The 15,969-nt window shown below is 60.9% G+C and carries 13 protein-coding genes; 7 read left to right on the forward strand and 6 right to left on the reverse strand.

The annotated features are described in order from the left end of the window. Window positions 1–162 precede the first annotated feature (162 nt). On the forward strand, window positions 163–1,071 hold the full coding sequence (gene rarD, locus Q0974_RS06500; RefSeq protein WP_299324022.1) for an EamA family transporter RarD: 909 nt from the start codon (window positions 163–165) through the stop codon (window positions 1,069–1,071). A 9-nt stretch (window positions 1,072–1,080) separates the two neighbouring features. Here rarD and pyrC read toward each other — a convergent pair whose 3' ends face one another. Further along, the gene (gene pyrC / locus Q0974_RS06505) at window positions 1,081–2,115 is read right to left on the reverse strand and encodes a dihydroorotase (protein WP_299324025.1); all 1,035 of its coding nucleotides are present in this window, start codon (window positions 2,113–2,115) and stop codon (window positions 1,081–1,083) included. A 40-nt stretch (window positions 2,116–2,155) separates the two neighbouring features. On the opposite strand from pyrC, the gene Q0974_RS06510 reads away from it, so the two are divergent. Further along, the gene (locus tag Q0974_RS06510) at window positions 2,156–2,884 is read left to right on the forward strand and encodes a folate-binding protein (protein WP_299324027.1); all 729 of its coding nucleotides are present in this window, start codon (window positions 2,156–2,158) and stop codon (window positions 2,882–2,884) included. A 3-nt stretch (window positions 2,885–2,887) separates the two neighbouring features. Here the strand turns inward: Q0974_RS06510 and Q0974_RS06515 are convergent, their stop codons facing one another. Continuing rightward, entirely contained in the window at window positions 2,888–4,414 is a 1,527-nt protein-coding gene (locus tag Q0974_RS06515) for a DUF389 domain-containing protein (RefSeq protein ID WP_299324029.1), read from the reverse strand. 174 nt (window positions 4,415–4,588) lie between these two features. Between Q0974_RS06515 and Q0974_RS06520 the strand changes: the two genes are divergently transcribed. Beyond that, window positions 4,589–5,230, forward strand: a complete 642-nt coding sequence (locus tag Q0974_RS06520) for a TetR family transcriptional regulator (RefSeq protein ID WP_299324032.1) — start codon at window positions 4,589–4,591, stop codon at window positions 5,228–5,230. Between the two features lie 144 nt (window positions 5,231–5,374). Here Q0974_RS06520 and Q0974_RS06525 read toward each other — a convergent pair whose 3' ends face one another. The 3 genes from Q0974_RS06525 to Q0974_RS06535 are packed head-to-tail and all read right to left on the reverse strand — an operon-like array spanning window position 5,375 to window position 7,573. Continuing rightward, entirely contained in the window at window positions 5,375–5,899 is a 525-nt protein-coding gene (locus Q0974_RS06525) for a VOC family protein (protein ID WP_299324034.1), read from the reverse strand. Window positions 5,900–5,902: 3 nt separating this feature from the next. Next, a complete protein-coding gene (locus Q0974_RS06530; protein WP_299324037.1) occupies window positions 5,903–6,910 on the reverse strand; it encodes a TauD/TfdA family dioxygenase in 1,008 nt (335 codons plus the stop codon). Between the two features lie 6 nt (window positions 6,911–6,916). Beyond that, entirely contained in the window at window positions 6,917–7,573 is a 657-nt protein-coding gene (locus tag Q0974_RS06535) for a carboxymuconolactone decarboxylase family protein (protein WP_299324040.1), read from the reverse strand. A 105-nt stretch (window positions 7,574–7,678) separates the two neighbouring features. Here Q0974_RS06535 and Q0974_RS06540 point away from each other — a divergent pair, with 105 nt between their 5' ends. Continuing rightward, window positions 7,679–9,637: a beta-propeller domain-containing protein gene (locus Q0974_RS06540; RefSeq protein ID WP_299324042.1), complete on the forward strand. Its 1,959-nt coding sequence runs from the start codon at window positions 7,679–7,681 to the stop codon at window positions 9,635–9,637. 18 nt (window positions 9,638–9,655) lie between these two features. Here the strand turns inward: Q0974_RS06540 and acnA are convergent, their stop codons facing one another. Further along, window positions 9,656–12,334, reverse strand: coding sequence for an aconitate hydratase AcnA (gene acnA / locus Q0974_RS06545; RefSeq protein WP_299324045.1), 2,679 nt, complete (start codon window positions 12,332–12,334; stop codon window positions 9,656–9,658). Window positions 12,335–12,573: 239 nt separating this feature from the next. Here acnA and Q0974_RS06550 point away from each other — a divergent pair, with 239 nt between their 5' ends. From Q0974_RS06550 to Q0974_RS06560, 3 genes are all read left to right on the forward strand, one after another. Further along, a complete protein-coding gene (locus Q0974_RS06550; protein WP_299324046.1) occupies window positions 12,574–14,208 on the forward strand; it encodes an RNA-directed DNA polymerase in 1,635 nt (544 codons plus the stop codon). A 106-nt stretch (window positions 14,209–14,314) separates the two neighbouring features. Next, window positions 14,315–14,947, forward strand: coding sequence for a hypothetical protein (locus tag Q0974_RS06555; protein ID WP_299324048.1), 633 nt, complete (start codon window positions 14,315–14,317; stop codon window positions 14,945–14,947). A 163-nt stretch (window positions 14,948–15,110) separates the two neighbouring features. Then, window positions 15,111–15,713, forward strand: coding sequence for a hypothetical protein (locus Q0974_RS06560; protein ID WP_299324049.1), 603 nt, complete (start codon window positions 15,111–15,113; stop codon window positions 15,711–15,713). Window positions 15,714–15,969 lie beyond the last annotated feature (256 nt).

Consider the following 15,969-nt stretch of genomic DNA (forward strand, 5'->3'; position numbering starts at 1 on the left):
CCCCCCCTTCCGACCTCCCAATAAGTGTACCCTGTGGGAGGTCGGAAGGGGGAGTGGGCCGGTGCCGCGCCGAGCCGAAGGCGAGGTCTGACAAAAAACTCCTTTCGCTTTCCCAACAATTTTCGTGTGGCGCGCGTGCCCGAACGGGCCTAGCGCAGCCGCATGAGCGAGCAGCAGAACACGCCGGCCGGCTATGCCTATGGGATCGGCGTCTATCTGCTCTGGGGGCTCGTTCCGCTCTATTTCAAACTGCTCGATCACGTCGGAGCGATCGAGACGGTTGCCCACCGGATCGTCTGGTCCGTCGGTTTCCTGCTCATATTGCTTCTCGCTTTGGGCAAGCTCGGTGCGTTACGGGCGACTTGGCGCAATCGGCGCACATTGCTGGCGCTGACCGCCTCGGCGGCGCTGATCGCGGTGAACTGGCTCGTCTATATCTGGGCGGTCACCAACGAGCATATGATCGCGACGAGCCTCGGCTATTTCCTCAATCCACTGCTAAACGTCATCCTCGGGACATTGTTCCTGAGCGAAAAGCTAAGGCCCGCTACTATTGTCGCGATCGGCCTCGCGGCAACCGGCGTTGCGATCCTTGCCTGGAGCGCATTGGATACGCTCTGGATCAGCGCGACGCTCGCCGTTTCCTTCGCGCTCTATGGCTATGTCCGCAAGATTACCGATGCCGGGGCGATCGAAGGACTGGCGGTCGAAACCGTGCTGCTCAGCCCGCTATGCATCGCCTATCTCGCCTGGCTCGGCATGACGGGTGGGCTGGCGTTCGGCGGCGATATGGAAACCGACATGCTGCTCGTCTTCGCGGCCGTGGTGACCTCCGTACCATTGATGCTGTTCGCCGCGGCGGCCAAGCGACTGACGCTGACGACGCTCGGCTTTATCCAATATATCGCGCCGTCCATGGTATTCGTGATCGGGGCGTTCATATTCAACGAGCCGCTGAATGCGGGCACGATCGCCTGTTTTCTGTTCATCTGGACCGGGCTGGCACTCTTCACGATCGACAATATCCGCCAGGCGCGAACCAATCGGCTGCGCGCCCGGGCGCCGGCCTGAGATCCAAAATCAATCCAGCGTCCAGCCGAGCGTTTCGCCGGCCTGGAAGGGCACGATTTCCGCGCCCTCAAGCGCGATCGCATCTGGTACATCCGTCGGCGCGCGGCGTAGCGTCACCGTGCCTTCGTTGAGCGGCAGACCGTAGAAGCGGGGCCCGTGTTCCGACGCGAAGCCTTCGAGTTGGTCAAGCGCGCCTTCCGCCGCGAACACCTCGGCATAGCTTTCCAGCGCGAACGGCGCGTTGAAAATGCCCGCACAGCCGCAGGACGATTCCTTGTCGCCCCGCACATGCGGCGCGGTATCGGTGCCGAGGAAGAATTTGGAAGAGCCGGACACCGCCGCCGCGCGGACCGCCAGCCGGTGCGGCTCGCGCTTGGCAACGGGCAGGCAATAGGCATGGGGGCGGATGCCGCCCGTGAACATCGCGTTACGGTTGATGACGCAATGGTGCGGGGTGATCGTCGCGGCGATATTCGGCCCGGTGTCTTTGACGAACGCCACGGCGTTCGCCGTCGTGATATGTTCGAACACGATTCTGAGCGCCGGGAATTTGCGCGTCAGCGGTTCGAGGATGCGCTCGATAAATACGGCCTCCCGGTCGAAGATATCGATCTCGCTATCGGTCACTTCGCCATGGATGAGGAGCGGCATGTCAATCGCCTCCATCCGCTCGATCACGCCATAGATATTCGCAACATCCGTAACGCCGCTGTCCGAATTGGTCGTCGCGCCCGCCGGATAGAGTTTGGCCGCCGTGAACACGCCCTCCGCATGCCCGGCGGCGAGATCGTCGGCATCGATCGTATCGGTCAGATAGGCGGTCATCAGCGGGGTGAAGTCGCTGTCTTCGGGCAACGCGGCCATGATCCGTTCGCGATAGGCCCGCGCCGCTGCGGTCGTCGTCACGGGCGGGGCGAGATTGGGCATCACGATGGCGCGCGCGAACTGGCGCGCGGTATAGCCCGCCACGGCCTCCAGCATGGACCCGTCGCGCAGATGGACATGCCAGTCATCAGGGCGGCGGATCGTAAGAATATCAGTCATATACCTTTCCATCGCACGGCCCGATCCCTAATTGAAGGCCATGCCTGCCACCATGTTATCCGACCGTGCCGTCATCCGTCTTACAGGCGAAGATGTCCGCGAATTTCTGCAGGGTCTGGTCACCCAGAATGTCGACCGGGTGCAGCCGGATGCGCCGCAATGGACGGCGCTGCTCACCGCGCAGGGCAAGGCATTGTTCGATTTTATCCTCTGGGCCGATGGCGAAGATATTCTCGTCGATTGCGAGGCCGAGGCGGCCGACGATCTGGCGCGGCGGCTGACCCTCTATCGTCTGCGCCGCCCGATCACGATAGCGCGAGACGAAACGCTGGCTGTGCACTGGTCCCCCGATGCGAGTGACCATCCGGCTGATCCGCGCCTCGCAGCACTTGGCGCGCGCTGGCTCGCGGCGCCCGGCGATCCGGCCCAAGGCTGGCACGCGCATCGCCTCTCGCTCGGCGTGACGGAGGGCGTTGGAGAACTGGGCAGCGACAAGACGCTCTGGCTCGAATGCAATGCGGAAGAGCTGAACGGCGTCGATTTCGAGAAAGGCTGTTATGTCGGGCAGGAGAACACGGCCCGCATGCATTATCGCAATAAGGTCAATCGGCGGCTCGTCGTCGTGCCGCTCGACCAGGCCGACGAGAAACGCCAGCGCATCTCTTATCCCGATCTCGGCCTTTCGGTCGAGCATCGCCGGGTGGAGGATATGACAGGCCTCGATCTGCCCGACTGGCTCGCCGCGGCCATCGCGCCGTCTCCGGCCTGAGCCCTATTCGTCATCCCCGCCATCGGGCGCGAGCCAGCTCAGCGCCACAAAGCCCGGCTGCGCACCCGGCAGCCGCCGGACATCGATACCGGCATTTTCCATCCGCTCGATAACAATCGCCGCCGCCGCATCGGAGCCCGACACGCCGACCGGCACGGCAAGCCGCTCTGCCGCCCAGATCGCGATGACCATATTGCGTTGTCCCGCCGCATCCGGCTCACCATCGGCAAAGCTGATCGCGGGCAGATCCTTGGCCGGCGGGATCACCTGCACGTCCCAGTCCTCGGCCCGGCCATTGGCGCGCTGCTCGAGTGCATAATAGGTTTCGAGCTCCGCCCCCGGCAACGCGCGCACGCGCACGATGGCGCGCCGCGTATTCCGGTCCACGGTCACCTCGTCGGGATTGACGCCGGCGATCAGCGCCAGCCGGTCTGTGAGGTCGGCGATTTCCTCGCGCGTCGCGGCCGCCTGTTCGCGCATCCGGGCGAGCGCCAGCTCCGTCCCGTCAGCGGTCTCTTCGGTGTCGACCTGGAACTGGCGCAGATCGACCATGACGTTGCGGCCGAGTTCACGCTGCAGCGTCCGTTGCGCGCGCTCCTCAGCGCCCCCGACAATCTCGGGCGTCAGCACCGAGGCCGTCACCGTAATCGGATCGGCATCGAAATCGAAGTCAAGCTGCGAGATACGTGCCTCGGGACCAAATTCGTCGCCGACCAGCTCCTGCGCCTGACGCGTCGCATTGGCCTCCCAGGAAATCTGACGCAGCGAAAAGCCGAGCGGAATGGCGAGCGCCACGAATACGCTGATAATCACCACCGATTGCGCCCAAGTCTGTTTGGCGGAGAGATAGGTGCTGAACCCGTAGGTGCGCGCCATGACGGCCGCGGTCAGCGCGATCGTGGTGAGGTTCGTGAAGAAGAGGAAGGAGGCGCCGCCGAACACCGCCCAGTTGAAGGTCGCGAGCCCGAAGCCGATCGCGGCCAGCGGTGGCATCAGGGCGGTCGCGATGGCGACGCCGACGATCGTACCGTCGCGGCCCCGGATCATCGCATAGGCGCCGGCCAGCGCAGAGAAGAGGGCGACGCCGAGATCGAACAGATTGGGCCGGGTGCGCGCGGCAATTTCGGAGGTAATAGTCTGTAGCGGCGACATGGCGACGATGATCGCGCAGAACAGGATGGCGAGGATCGTACCGAGGCCTAGCGCGCGCCCGGCATCGCGCAGCCAGCGGAAATCCCCGACCGCCAGCGCAAAACCGATACCGAGGATCGGACCCATCAGCGGCGACAAGAGCATCGCGCCGATCACCACCGCCGGCGAGGAGAGCAGCATGCCAAGGATCGCGATGCCCGCCGACATGCAGGTCATGAAAGCATAACGCGGCGTCCAACCGGATTCGCCGCGCACCTTTTCGATGACGGCGACCTGGTCGATCTCGCGGCACACCATCCGCCACCAGCGCCGGAGCAGGGCGATCGACCCGCTGATCGGATCGCTGAACCGGCTATCTGTGTCCTGGTCGCTGGCCATGAATGGGCGTGCCCCGCTCCTACGCCCCGTGCGGGGCCTCCCTCAGACGCGATTGCATAAGCGCAACATGCTGTTGCGACAATCTTTCTTGCATTCCATGATAATTGATATTAACTATCGTTTATCATAAAACCGTCATGCAGTTGCGATACAGTTGCGTCAAGGAGATCAACTATGGCCCGCCCGCACACCGATCATGAAGCCACCGCCGAGCAGCTTCTCGAAGCTTGTGAACAGCTGATTCGCGAACGCGGGCCAGTCACGCCGACGATTACCGATATCGCCAATGCCTGCGGCATGTCGCAATCCAATGTCTATCGCTTCTTCCCCAGCAAGGAAGCGCTGTTCGAGGCCTCGATCGAGCGCTGGTTCAAGCCGTTCAACGAGATGATGGAGGAAGTCGTCGAAAGCGATCTCCCGCCGCGCGAGAAGCTCTACCAGTTCTTTGCCCGGCGCTTTGCAGAAAAGCGGCGGCGCTACGAGGAAGATCATGATTATTTCATGGCCTGCATGGCGCTCGGCGAAGAGCATAAAGAGGTCGTCATGAGCTATGTCGATCTCGCCGATCATTATATGGCGACGATCCTGGCCGAAGCGATTTCGGACGGCGAGTTTCCGGGCATGACGATCGACGGGCTGATGTCGCCGATCAATCTGATGCTCGCGCCCTATTGCGACCCGAGCCTGATCCCCCACTATCCTTCGGCAAACATGGAAAATCTGCGGATCGCCATCAATACGCTGTTCAACGGGCTCAACGAAAAATGCGCGGACGCGCCGGAAGCAAAGGGAACGCCGCTAAAACTGGCGTCGTAGAGGTTCTTTTGTCAGACTCGACCTATCGGTCGAGCGCGGCACCGGCCGCTCCCCCTCCCGACCTCCCACAGGGTACACTCAATGGGAGGTCGGGAGGGGGAGCGGGCCGGTGCGGCGAACTTCCGTTAGGAAGTTTCTGACAAACTAAACAGCCGGCCAGTTCTTCATCGATCCGGGCGGCGGGCTCGCCTGCATTTCCGCCTCGTCGAGCGCGGCCAGCGCGCGTTCCCGATCGGCGTCGGTAAACTCCCCCGTCGTCAGGCAGAATTCGACCATGTTGCCATTGGGGTCGCGCGTATAGACCGAGCGGCACCAATTATGGTCGATCTCGAGTACGTCGAGCCCGGCATCGTTCCAGCGTTCGCGCCAGCCATCCAGCTCCTCGCGCGTGTCCACCGCGAAGCTGTAATGATTGGTGCCCTGCGGCATCTTCGCCGCCGCATTGAGATCGTGGACCTGCTCTTCCTGCCCCGGCACCTCATGCAGCTCCCAGAAGGCAATGAAGCGGCTGTCGTCGCCATCCATCCGGTAGAAGAAATGCTTACCCCAGCCGCCGCCCATGACCGGCGCAATCTCGACTTTGACAAGCTCGAACCCCATCACGCCTTCATAGAATGCATGGATCGCCTGCATGTCCTTCGCCGCGAGCGCGAGATGGTGATAGGGCATGGCTCAGCCTCCTGTATCTTCGAACGACAGCCACAGCCGCAGCAGATGGCGTTTTCTCTCCCGCTCCGGCCAGTCCTCATAAGCGGTACGCGAATGCACGACCGTGTGGTTCGAGATGAACTGCATATCGCCCTGCTCCAGCCACATATCGAGCTGCAGCTCGGGCGAGAGACACAGGCTGTCATAAAGATCGAGCAGCTCCATCGCCGCCGTATCGATCGTCACATCGTCATGCCGGTCGGCCGAACGGAAATATTCGCTGTGATAGAAGGTCTGCAGCCCGTTCGCGTCGCTGTGCCGGCAGGGCGGGATCGGGAAGAAGGGCGATTCCCCCTCCCCCTGTTCGTCGCGCCGATCGAGCATGAACGGTTCGAACAGGCGCGCCACAAGATCGGGTCGCTGCTTCTGGATCGCGTTGAAGATCGCCACCGAGCTGACGATCCGGCTTTGCCCGCCCGATTTCGCCGTGTGCAGGCACAGCAGACCGACCGCATCGGCGGCGTCGCAATGAAAATCGATATGGCCGGTCGTGCGATAGCGGCGGACGACGGGGTTATCCTTCTCCTCGCCATAATCGACGACATGGCCGAGCAGTTCGTCCGCCGGGTTTTGCGCGCCGGGCAGGCCAAGATGATGACCGATCCCCCAATAGACATAGGCCGCCTTGTCCGGGCCCCATGCCGCAACAGGCAGACCGCGCACCATCACGAAGCCGCGGCCGTTGCGGATCTCGTCGCGCCAACCGGCGATCTTGCCGCTCAATGTCGGCAGAGCGAAGTTATCGCGCGCAACTGCGTCGAGCGGTACGCCATCGGCCTTTAGCGCGTCATGCGCCGCGCCGAGTTCGGCGATCTCGTCATCCGTGAGGACGACCATCCATTCGTCCTGCTGCTTCGCGATGTCGGGGCCACGCCACGCAGCCGGGGACTCGATCGGGCCTTCGGGCAGCGCGTCATGCGGTCGGATGAAATAATGCAGGCTCTGTTCGCGAAACGAGCGATAGGCTGTCATGGCGCGCTATTCCTGTGCTTTGTCTTTTTGGCGATTGTCGACCATGCCCATCACATCCGCCGTTGCGCCTTCGGGCGGAGGGACTTCGGTGATCGGCTCGTCGACATCGTCATATTCGAGCCGGAGCGCCCGGCTCATCACGGCATGCATCATATAGGTCGCGGTGATGTAGGTGAGTTCGAGGATTTCCTCGTCCGAGAGATGCTTTTTCAGCGTTTCGAACACACCATCCGGCACGCGGCCATGCTGGAGCACAAGACAATCGGTATAGGCGAGCACCGCGCGCTGGATTTCATCGAAACAATCGGCAACCTGCCAATGGGCGATCGCCTCGGCCTGTTCATCGGTCAGCCCCGCAAACCGCGCCGCCTTCATATGCTGCGAGTAAACGAAGCGCGATCCGACGACATAGCCGGCCCGCGTCTGGCCGAGTTCGCGCAGCACGGGATCGAGCTTGCGGTTGGCGGAGCGATAGAAACCGAACCCCTCGGTCGTATGCTTGAACGCATCGGGCACAAGCGCGAACACCGTCCACCAATTGCCCGGCGTGCCCGTCGCGGTGCCGGGCTCAGCCACAGGATCGCGATCGCCGAAAAGCGCGGTGTAGAGCGCCTTCACATAATCATCGGCATCGTCGCGGGGAACCTGGGAGAGTCGGGGCATGCGGCAAGCGTAGCGTCTGAGATCGCGCCGCGCCAGCCGTTCATCGCAGGTTGTGATAGCGTCGACCATGGGTTGCGATGGGTCGATTCGAGAGGGAGAATTGACATGCCGTCACGTTCATCCGCCCGCGCCGCGAGCCTCGGCAAACGCCTTGCCATAGCATGCCTGGCCATCGGACTGCCGCTACAGGCCGCCTGTGTCGCAGAGGCTGGCGGTTCCGGAGTGGAAACCGCTGCGTCCGACGGGTTGCGCGCCTTTGAATCGGAATCCGAACTAACCGCCTATCTCGAGCGGCTGCGCGAGAGCAATCGGCGCGCCCGCAACGAGGCCTATGACATGGAAGGCGGCGTAGCTGAGGACGCAGCGGCCGAACTCGCCCCGGTTCCCACGGTCGCCCAGGCCGATGAGGAATCGATTACGAACAACCAGACCGCCGACGTCGATGAGGGCGGTATCGTCAAGCGGCGCGGCGATCTGCTGATCGTGTTGCGGCGCGGACGGCTCTTCACGATTTCGACCGCCGGCGGCGAGATGCGGGCGATCGACCATATCGACGCCTTCCCGCCCGGCGCCAGTGGCGGCGCCTCCTGGTATGACGAAATGCTCGTGCGCGGGGATCGCGTCATCGTGATCGGCTACAGCTATCCGCGCGGCGGCACCGAAGTGAACCGCTTCCGGCTCAGCGAGGATGGCCAGCTCACCTTCGAGGATGCGCATCATCTGCGCTCGAACGATTATTATAGCGCCGACAATTATGCCTCGCGCCTGATCGGCGACGAGCTCATCTTCTACACGCCGCTCAATCTCTATTATGGCCGCACACCGCTGGATGCGCTGCCTGGCGTCAAACGCTGGGACGGGGAGACGGGTGCGGACTCCTTCGAACGGATCGCCGGGCCAAGCGACATCTATGTCGCCCGGGACCTGTTCGAGGATCCCGAAAACGGCGTTTCGACGCTCCACAGCGTCACGCGCTGCGACGTCGCGAGCGACGATTTCGACTGTACGGCGACCGGGGTGATCGCCGGGTGGTCGCGCGAATTCTACGTATCCGCCGGCTCGGTCTATCTCTGGGTGACGGATGGCGGCGGCTATGGCGGCGGGGACAATCAGTCCGCGCATATCTACCGCCTGCCGCTCGACGGATCGCAGCCATCGGCAATCGGCGCACGCGGCATGCCGATCGACCAATTCTCCTTCCTCGAACAACCCGATGAGGGCCGACTCAATATACTGGTGGCAGGTCGCTTCGCCGATCCGGCGATAGAGATCACGCGCGGATCGGGCGGTGTCGTCAGCCTGCTTCAGGTGCCGCTCGACGATTTCGGCGATGGTAGCCAGGACGTTTCCGAGGATCGGTATCGCGCGCTGAGCGAGGCCGGCAATATCTACGAGATGGAGAACCGCTATGTCGGCAATCATATCGTCTATGGCTGGGGCCGGCAGCAGGGCTATGGCGCGCGGACGCGGCCCGTGGCGTTCACGGCATCGCTCGGCGGCGGCGATCCGACGCAGATCGATATCGGCCATGGCGTCGAGCGGATCGAACGGCTCGGGTCCGACGCGGTGGTGATCGGCAGCGGTGCGGGCAACAAGCTCGGCTTCTCCGCTGTCGCGCTGGACGGCACGCCGCGCATCGCAGACGTCTTCACCATGCCCGCAGCCGGGCAAGGCGAATCCCGCAGCCATGCCTATTTCTACCGGCCGGACAGCGGATCGGAGGGCGGGGCATCGGGCACGCTGGGCCTGCCGATCTCCCGGCAGGTCGAACCACGATTCCGTCAGCTTTTCGGTTCGTCAGCCGCGATGCTGTTCCTGCGCCGCGACGATCGCGAATTTTCGCTCGCCGGCGAGTTAGGGGCGGAAGTCGAAGGCGTGGTCGACGACAACTGCCAAGCGAGCTGCGTCGATTGGTACGGCAATGCCCGCCCGATATTCATGGGCAGCCGCATCTTCGCGCTGATGGGTTACGAGCTCGTCGAAGGCCGGATGGCGAACGGACGGATCGGCGAGATCGGCCGGCTCGATTATGCGCCGCGGGTCGCGACCGCCTCCGCCGAATAGGCGAAGGCGGCAGACAGATTAAGACGCCGCAAGATTCCGCAGCACATAATGGAGGATGCCGCCGTTGCGGAAATACTCCATCTCGTTGCCCGTATCGATCCGGCAGAGCGTTTCGAACATAGCAGTCTCGCCATTGGCGCGCGTCATTTCGACCTCGACCGTCTGGCGCGGATCGAGTGTCGCAACACCGCGGATCGTGAACGTTTCGGTGCCGTCCAGCCCCAGCGTTTCGCGGGTGATGCCTTCCGCGAACTGCAGCGGGAGGACGCCCATACCGACAAGGTTGGACCGGTGGATGCGCTCGAAGCTTTCGACGATCACGGCCTTGACGCCCAGCAGGTTCGTGCCTTTCGCGGCCCAGTCGCGGGAGGAGCCGGTGCCATATTCGGCGCCGGCGATGACGACAAGGGGCGTGCCTTCGGCCTTGTACCGCATGGCGGCGTCGTAGATCGACATTTCTTCGCCCGAGGGGATGTGTTTTGTGTAGCCGCCTTCGACATCGTTCAGCATCTGGTTCTTGATGCGGATGTTGGCGAAGGTGCCGCGCATCATGACTTCGTGATTGCCGCGGCGCGAGCCGTAGCTATTGAAGTCGGCGCGGGAAACCTGCCTGTCTTTCAGATACTTGCCGGCAGGCGAATCCTCCTTGATCGCGCCGGCGGGCGAAATATGATCGGTCGTGATCGACTGGCCGAACAGCGCCAGCGGGCGCGCATCGACAATGTCCTCGATCGCCTCCGGTTCCATCGTCATGCCCTCGAAATAGGGCGGGTTCTGGACGTACGTACTGCCCGAGCGCCAGCTGAAGGTCGCCGACGGCTCGACATCGATGCCGCGCCACATTTCGTCCCCGTCATAGACGTTCGCGTAGCGCGTCTCGAACATATCGCGGTTCACATGTGCCGCAATTGTATCCGCCACTTCCGCGTTGGACGGCCAGACATCGGCGAGGAACACATCGGCCCCGTCCGTCCCCTGCCCCAGCGGCGTCGCGGTAATATCCTCCGTCACCGTACCCTTGAGCGCGTACGCCACCACCAGCGGCGGGCTCGCCAGGAAATTCGCCCGCACATCCTGGCTCACCCGCCCCTCGAAATTCCGGTTCCCCGACAGCACGCTCGCCGCCACCAGGTCATTCTCGTTCACGGCCTTCGAAATCGGCGCCGCCAATGGCCCGCTGTTCCCGATACACGTCGTGCAGCCATAGCCGACCAGATCGAAGCCCAGCGCATCGAGATCGTCCTGCAGCCCGGAGCTTTCCAGATAATCCGTCACCACCTGCGATCCCGGCGCGAGCGACGTCTTCACCCAGGGCTTCACGCTCAACCCCTTTTCGCGCGCCTTTTTCGCGACCAGCCCGGCCGCCGCCATCACCGCAGGATTAGACGTATTCGTGCAGCTCGTAATCGCCGCGATCACGACATCGCCATCGCCGATATCATGGTCCACGCCGTCCACATCGACGCGCTTGCCGTCGCGCCCATACACCTTCTGCATGTCCTCGTTGAACAGCTCGTCCACCTTGGGCAGGATCACCTTGTCCTGAGGCCGCTTCGGCCCGGCGAGGCTCGGCACGACCAGCCCCATATCCAGCTCCAGCGTGTCGGTGAACACGGGATCCGGGTCATCGACATTGTGCCACAGCCCCTGCTCGCGGCAATAGGCCTCGACGAGCGCGATCTGCCACTCGTCCCGCCCGGTCAGGCGCATATAGTCGGTCGTCTTCTCGTCGATCGGGAAGAAGCCGCAGGTCGCGCCATATTCGGGCGCCATGTTCGCGATCGTCGCCCGGTCGGCCAGCGTCAGCGCCTTCAGGCCCGATCCGTAGAACTCGACGAACCGCCCGACCACGCCCTTTTCGCGCAGCATCTGGACGACGGTTAACACCAGATCCGTCGCCGTCACGCCCTCGGCCAGCTCGCCGGTCAAATGGAAGCCGACGACTTCGGGGATCAGCATGCTCACCGGCTGGCCCAGCATCGCCGCCTCGGCTTCGATCCCGCCGACGCCCCAGCCGAGCACGCCGAGTCCGTTGATCATCGTGGTATGCGAGTCCGTGCCGACCAGCGTATCGGGATAGGCGACCGTCTCGCCGTCCGCATCTTCGCTGCTCCACACGCCCTGCCCCAGATATTCGAGATTCACCTGGTGGCAGATGCCCGTCCCCGGCGGCACGACCTTGAAATTATCGAACGCGCCCGCGCCCCATTTCAGGAACTCGTAGCGCTCCATATTGCGCTGATATTCGAGCGCCACATTCTCCTCGAACGCGGTCGGCGTGCCGAACTCATCGACCATCACCGAATGATCGATCACAAGGTGAACCGGCACCTGCGGATTGATCTTCTCCGCCGCCCCGCCCAGCGCCACGATCCCGTCGCGCATCGCCGCCAGATCGACGACCGCCGGCACGCCGGTAAAATCCTGCATCAGCACCCGCGCCGGGCGGTATTGTATTTCCCGCGAAATCCGCCGTTCGTTGAGCCAATCGACACAGGCCTGCACGTCCTCGGTGGTGACCGTATTCCCGTCCTCGAAGCGCAACAGATTTTCGAGCAGCACTTTCATGCTGAACGGCAGCCGCGAGACGTCACCGAGCTTTTCAGCGGCCTTGGCGAGCGAATAATAATGAACGGTCTTCCCTTCGACCGTGAGGGCGGAACGGGTGGAAAGCGTGTCGTGGCCGGTGGTGGTCATAAAACCTCGTCTTCAAGTGGTACTTGACGCCGGAAGGGGGACTGCGGCGGGGCGCAGCGACCGGCGGCAAGCGGTGAATGAGTCGGGAGGGGTTTAGCGGGAGACGGGGGGTTGGGGAAGGGGATGCGAAGAGCGTGTTGCAGCATCCGGAAACGTCACCAATTCCTCCGGTAGACAGAAACTATTGCAGCATGCCATCACTACACATTGTCTGTTCGGCTAGCCAGAATGAGGCCTAAATGATGCAAGTTGAGCGTGATCATTTTCTACAAGCTGCCTATGAAATTGGCCATAGTGGGGATAACGACACAATACCTTACGATGTAGATGCTGGATTTATTAGGGATAAAGCCGACGATTTATCGAAAATTTGTTTCGAATTATTTCAAGATATCGACAAAAAATCGGTTCAAGAAGCTGCTGGCTTCATGAACGAGCTTACAATTGGTTCCGAAAGACTGTTAGTGCCGTCCGGTTCTAACGGTTTTCGGATTACCACTAAAATTCATCCGTTCTGGAACCTCTACCTGAATGGAATCGGGCTAGCGATTGCAGAAGCTAATGAGCCAAATCGTAGCCATCGAGCGCACTCATATCGCTTGGGTGGTGAAGCTCCAGCATTTTTCGATCGTTCACAATCTTGGCGAACATATAAAACGGCAACTCTTGAGGAAGAGGCGCTAAAAAACGACGGGTGTGTTGTCGTTCAAACCGATATCTCAAGCTTCTATGAGCATATCTATCATCATCGGCTCGAAAATCTAATCAATGATCTTGGCCGCGATAACAGTACTGTAGCAGTGCAAGTTGATCGCATGCTTAGCAAGCTTGCAGCTGGGAGATCTTTCGGACTGCCGGTGGGCGGCCAATGCGCACGAGTTCTAGCTGAGGTTATGTTAACGCCTATTGACCTCTCCCTTTCTGATGCCGGCATAGTTTGGCATCGCTACGTGGATGACTTCACATTAATCTGTAAATCTCAGCAAGATGCATACGAGGCACTATCGGTACTTTCTCATACGCTTGCCGACTATGGATTGTCACTGAATCGAAGTAAGACAACGACGCTCAGTGCGAAACACTATTCTGATTATCTTGCTGCGCAGCTTGGTGACGGTGATGAAGCGAGCGTCGCATTAAGGGAGCTCGACCTTCATTTTGATCCCTATTCCGACACGGCACAGGTTGAATACGAGCAACTCAAAAAATCGTTTGAGGCAATCGATATCTCATTCTTACTCAACCTCGAAAAAGAGAAATCTCAGCCAGATAATTTTGTCCTAGCCCAAATTGGCCGAGCTCTTAAGTTCCAAGAGCCAAAAGTCGCCGCTGATCTATGCGCTACATTGCTCGACCCAAGCAATCTCGACTCGTTTCGGGCTTCATGGTCCAAGATCATGCGAGGTGTCTACTCGGTGCGGTCCAATCAAGAATTTGAGGCCGTGTTCGATCAGATTGACGACTTACTCGACAGGGTGCCTTCGGAAGCCTCACACCTCCTAATGCCTGAGGCCAACGCTCTTCATTTTTTGCGGGCAATACGATTTAGGCGAACTGATGTGCGGGGTCCGATTGTTCGAAAGATCTATGACCAAAGTTCATCTCAATCCGTCAGACGCGCCTGTATCGATTGTTGGCGACATTGGCATGATCGCGGGAGCTTCACTCGCGTTAGAAATCAATGGCAGAATCTTAGTCCAGATGAACAACGGATGTTGTGGTTGGCCGCAGGCAACTTCGGAGACGACGGTGTTCACGCGAGGAACCAATTGCGCAAAACACTTGGGCAGGCTTGGAGCCTAGGATTTGAGGTGAATGTCGGCGACACGTTTGCGTCCTGTTATGTAGATTGGACAAAAGATGCCGCTGACTAGACTTCCATTGCGGGACCCGAGAACCGTAGCCAGGGACATTCCTGGTGTGCTCGATGTCTTGTTTCCGCGATTGTCTGGTGGGCTCGTCAGTTCATTGAACAAAAGAATGACTCAGTTTGAAGGCATTGAGCCAGTTCCCGAAGAGCATATTGAAAACAGCAAGCTACAAAATGCTATGCTTTTCGAATTGTCTATGGTTCGTGCAGAAAATCTCTTGGATGGCAACGATGCACCTGATTGGGACAGCTGCCTGAGGACAGCATCAGAACGCCAACGTCGCCATTATGATGCCGAACTACCGAATAAGCTTAGTCAGGCCGATCAGGACGTCGCAACTCTTGCCGCGGACAACCTAGTCGCGATGATTACCGCGATCAGAGCCAACTATCCGGACGAACGGTTGGAGCACAGTCCTGCTGTACCTGGATTAGGTTGGATCGCTTCGGGAAACGGCGATCTGTCACTTGGCCCGCTGCTAATTGAAGTTAAGCATACAAACCGAAATTTCATTTCAGGCGATTTCCGTCAAACTCTGATGTACTGGCTACTAAAATATGCGAACGTAATCGAAAATGATGATGATATATGGTCCGAATTGTTGTTGCTAAACCCCAGAAGAAATACGGCGCTCTCAGTTAGATTTGACTATCTCCTTGATTCCGCATCTTCCAGTTCCACGCGAGTTGAGCTAGTTGAGTTATTGCGTTCCATTGTCGGTCAGGAAGCCGAACATCGATAGAATCGTGGGGCTAAAACAAAGTAGAATGGTGGCTTGCCCTACGCGATGTGCCGAGCTTGGCCTTACGTAACCGAAGCGCAAACGGCGTATCCTATTTCCTGTCCTACAGACCCCCGAATAGTATAGATAGATCGGCTCCATTCCCTGTGTGAGGAGCCCGATCATGGCCGATCCCGATCCGCCGCGCCTGCCTGCGCCGCAGAAGGAACCGCTGGCCCTGAGCCTGTCGAAGGGCTGTCCTTCTTCTTCGACCGGGCAAAACAAGAACGGCCCTTCGACAGGCTCAGGGCAAACGGAAATAGTTGAAGCCCCCAAGCCTTACCGCACCCGGCATGACGGGTGGACGACGCCGCGCAAGCGCAAATTCCTCCATGCGCTGGCGCGGACGGGCTGTGTGCGGGATGCGTGTGCCATCGCCAATATCTCCACGACCAGCGCCTATCGCTATCGCAAGCGCGATGCGGGGTTTGCGGACGCCTGGGAGCGGGCGCTGACCGAGGCGCTGCCGGTGCTGGAGGCGGCGGCGTTCGAGCGGGCGGTGGAGGGGGTGGACGAGCCGGTCGTCCATGGCGGCGAAGTCGTCACGACGCGCAAACGCTATTCGGACGCGATCCTCGTGACGCTATTGAAGCGCGCGGACGCCGCCGCCGAACGCGCCGCCTTCGATGACCGCGTCGATCCCGAAGAGGCGTTCGAGGAGCTGAAACGCCGGCTCGCCGAGATGCACCGGCGGGGGCAGGAAGCGGATGGGGAGGACGGGGCGTGAGTGGGGCGAGGGTATGCCCGGCCTGTGTCAACCAGTGTCAACCGGCGGGGGGAGGTCTGTTTGTCAGGGGTTTTTATTTGTCAGAATTTTCCTTGCGGAAAATCGCCGCACCAGGAGTCTTTTGTCAGACTCAACCTAGCGGTTGAGCGCGGCACCAGCCCGCTCCCCCTCCCGACCTCCCACAGGGTACACTTATTGGGAGGTCGGGAGGGGGAGCGGGCTGGTGCCGCGCCGAGCCGAAGGCGAGGTCTGACAG

The organism is Parasphingopyxis sp., from assembly GCF_028279465.1.
GTDB lineage: Bacteria > Pseudomonadota > Alphaproteobacteria > Sphingomonadales > Sphingomonadaceae > Parasphingopyxis.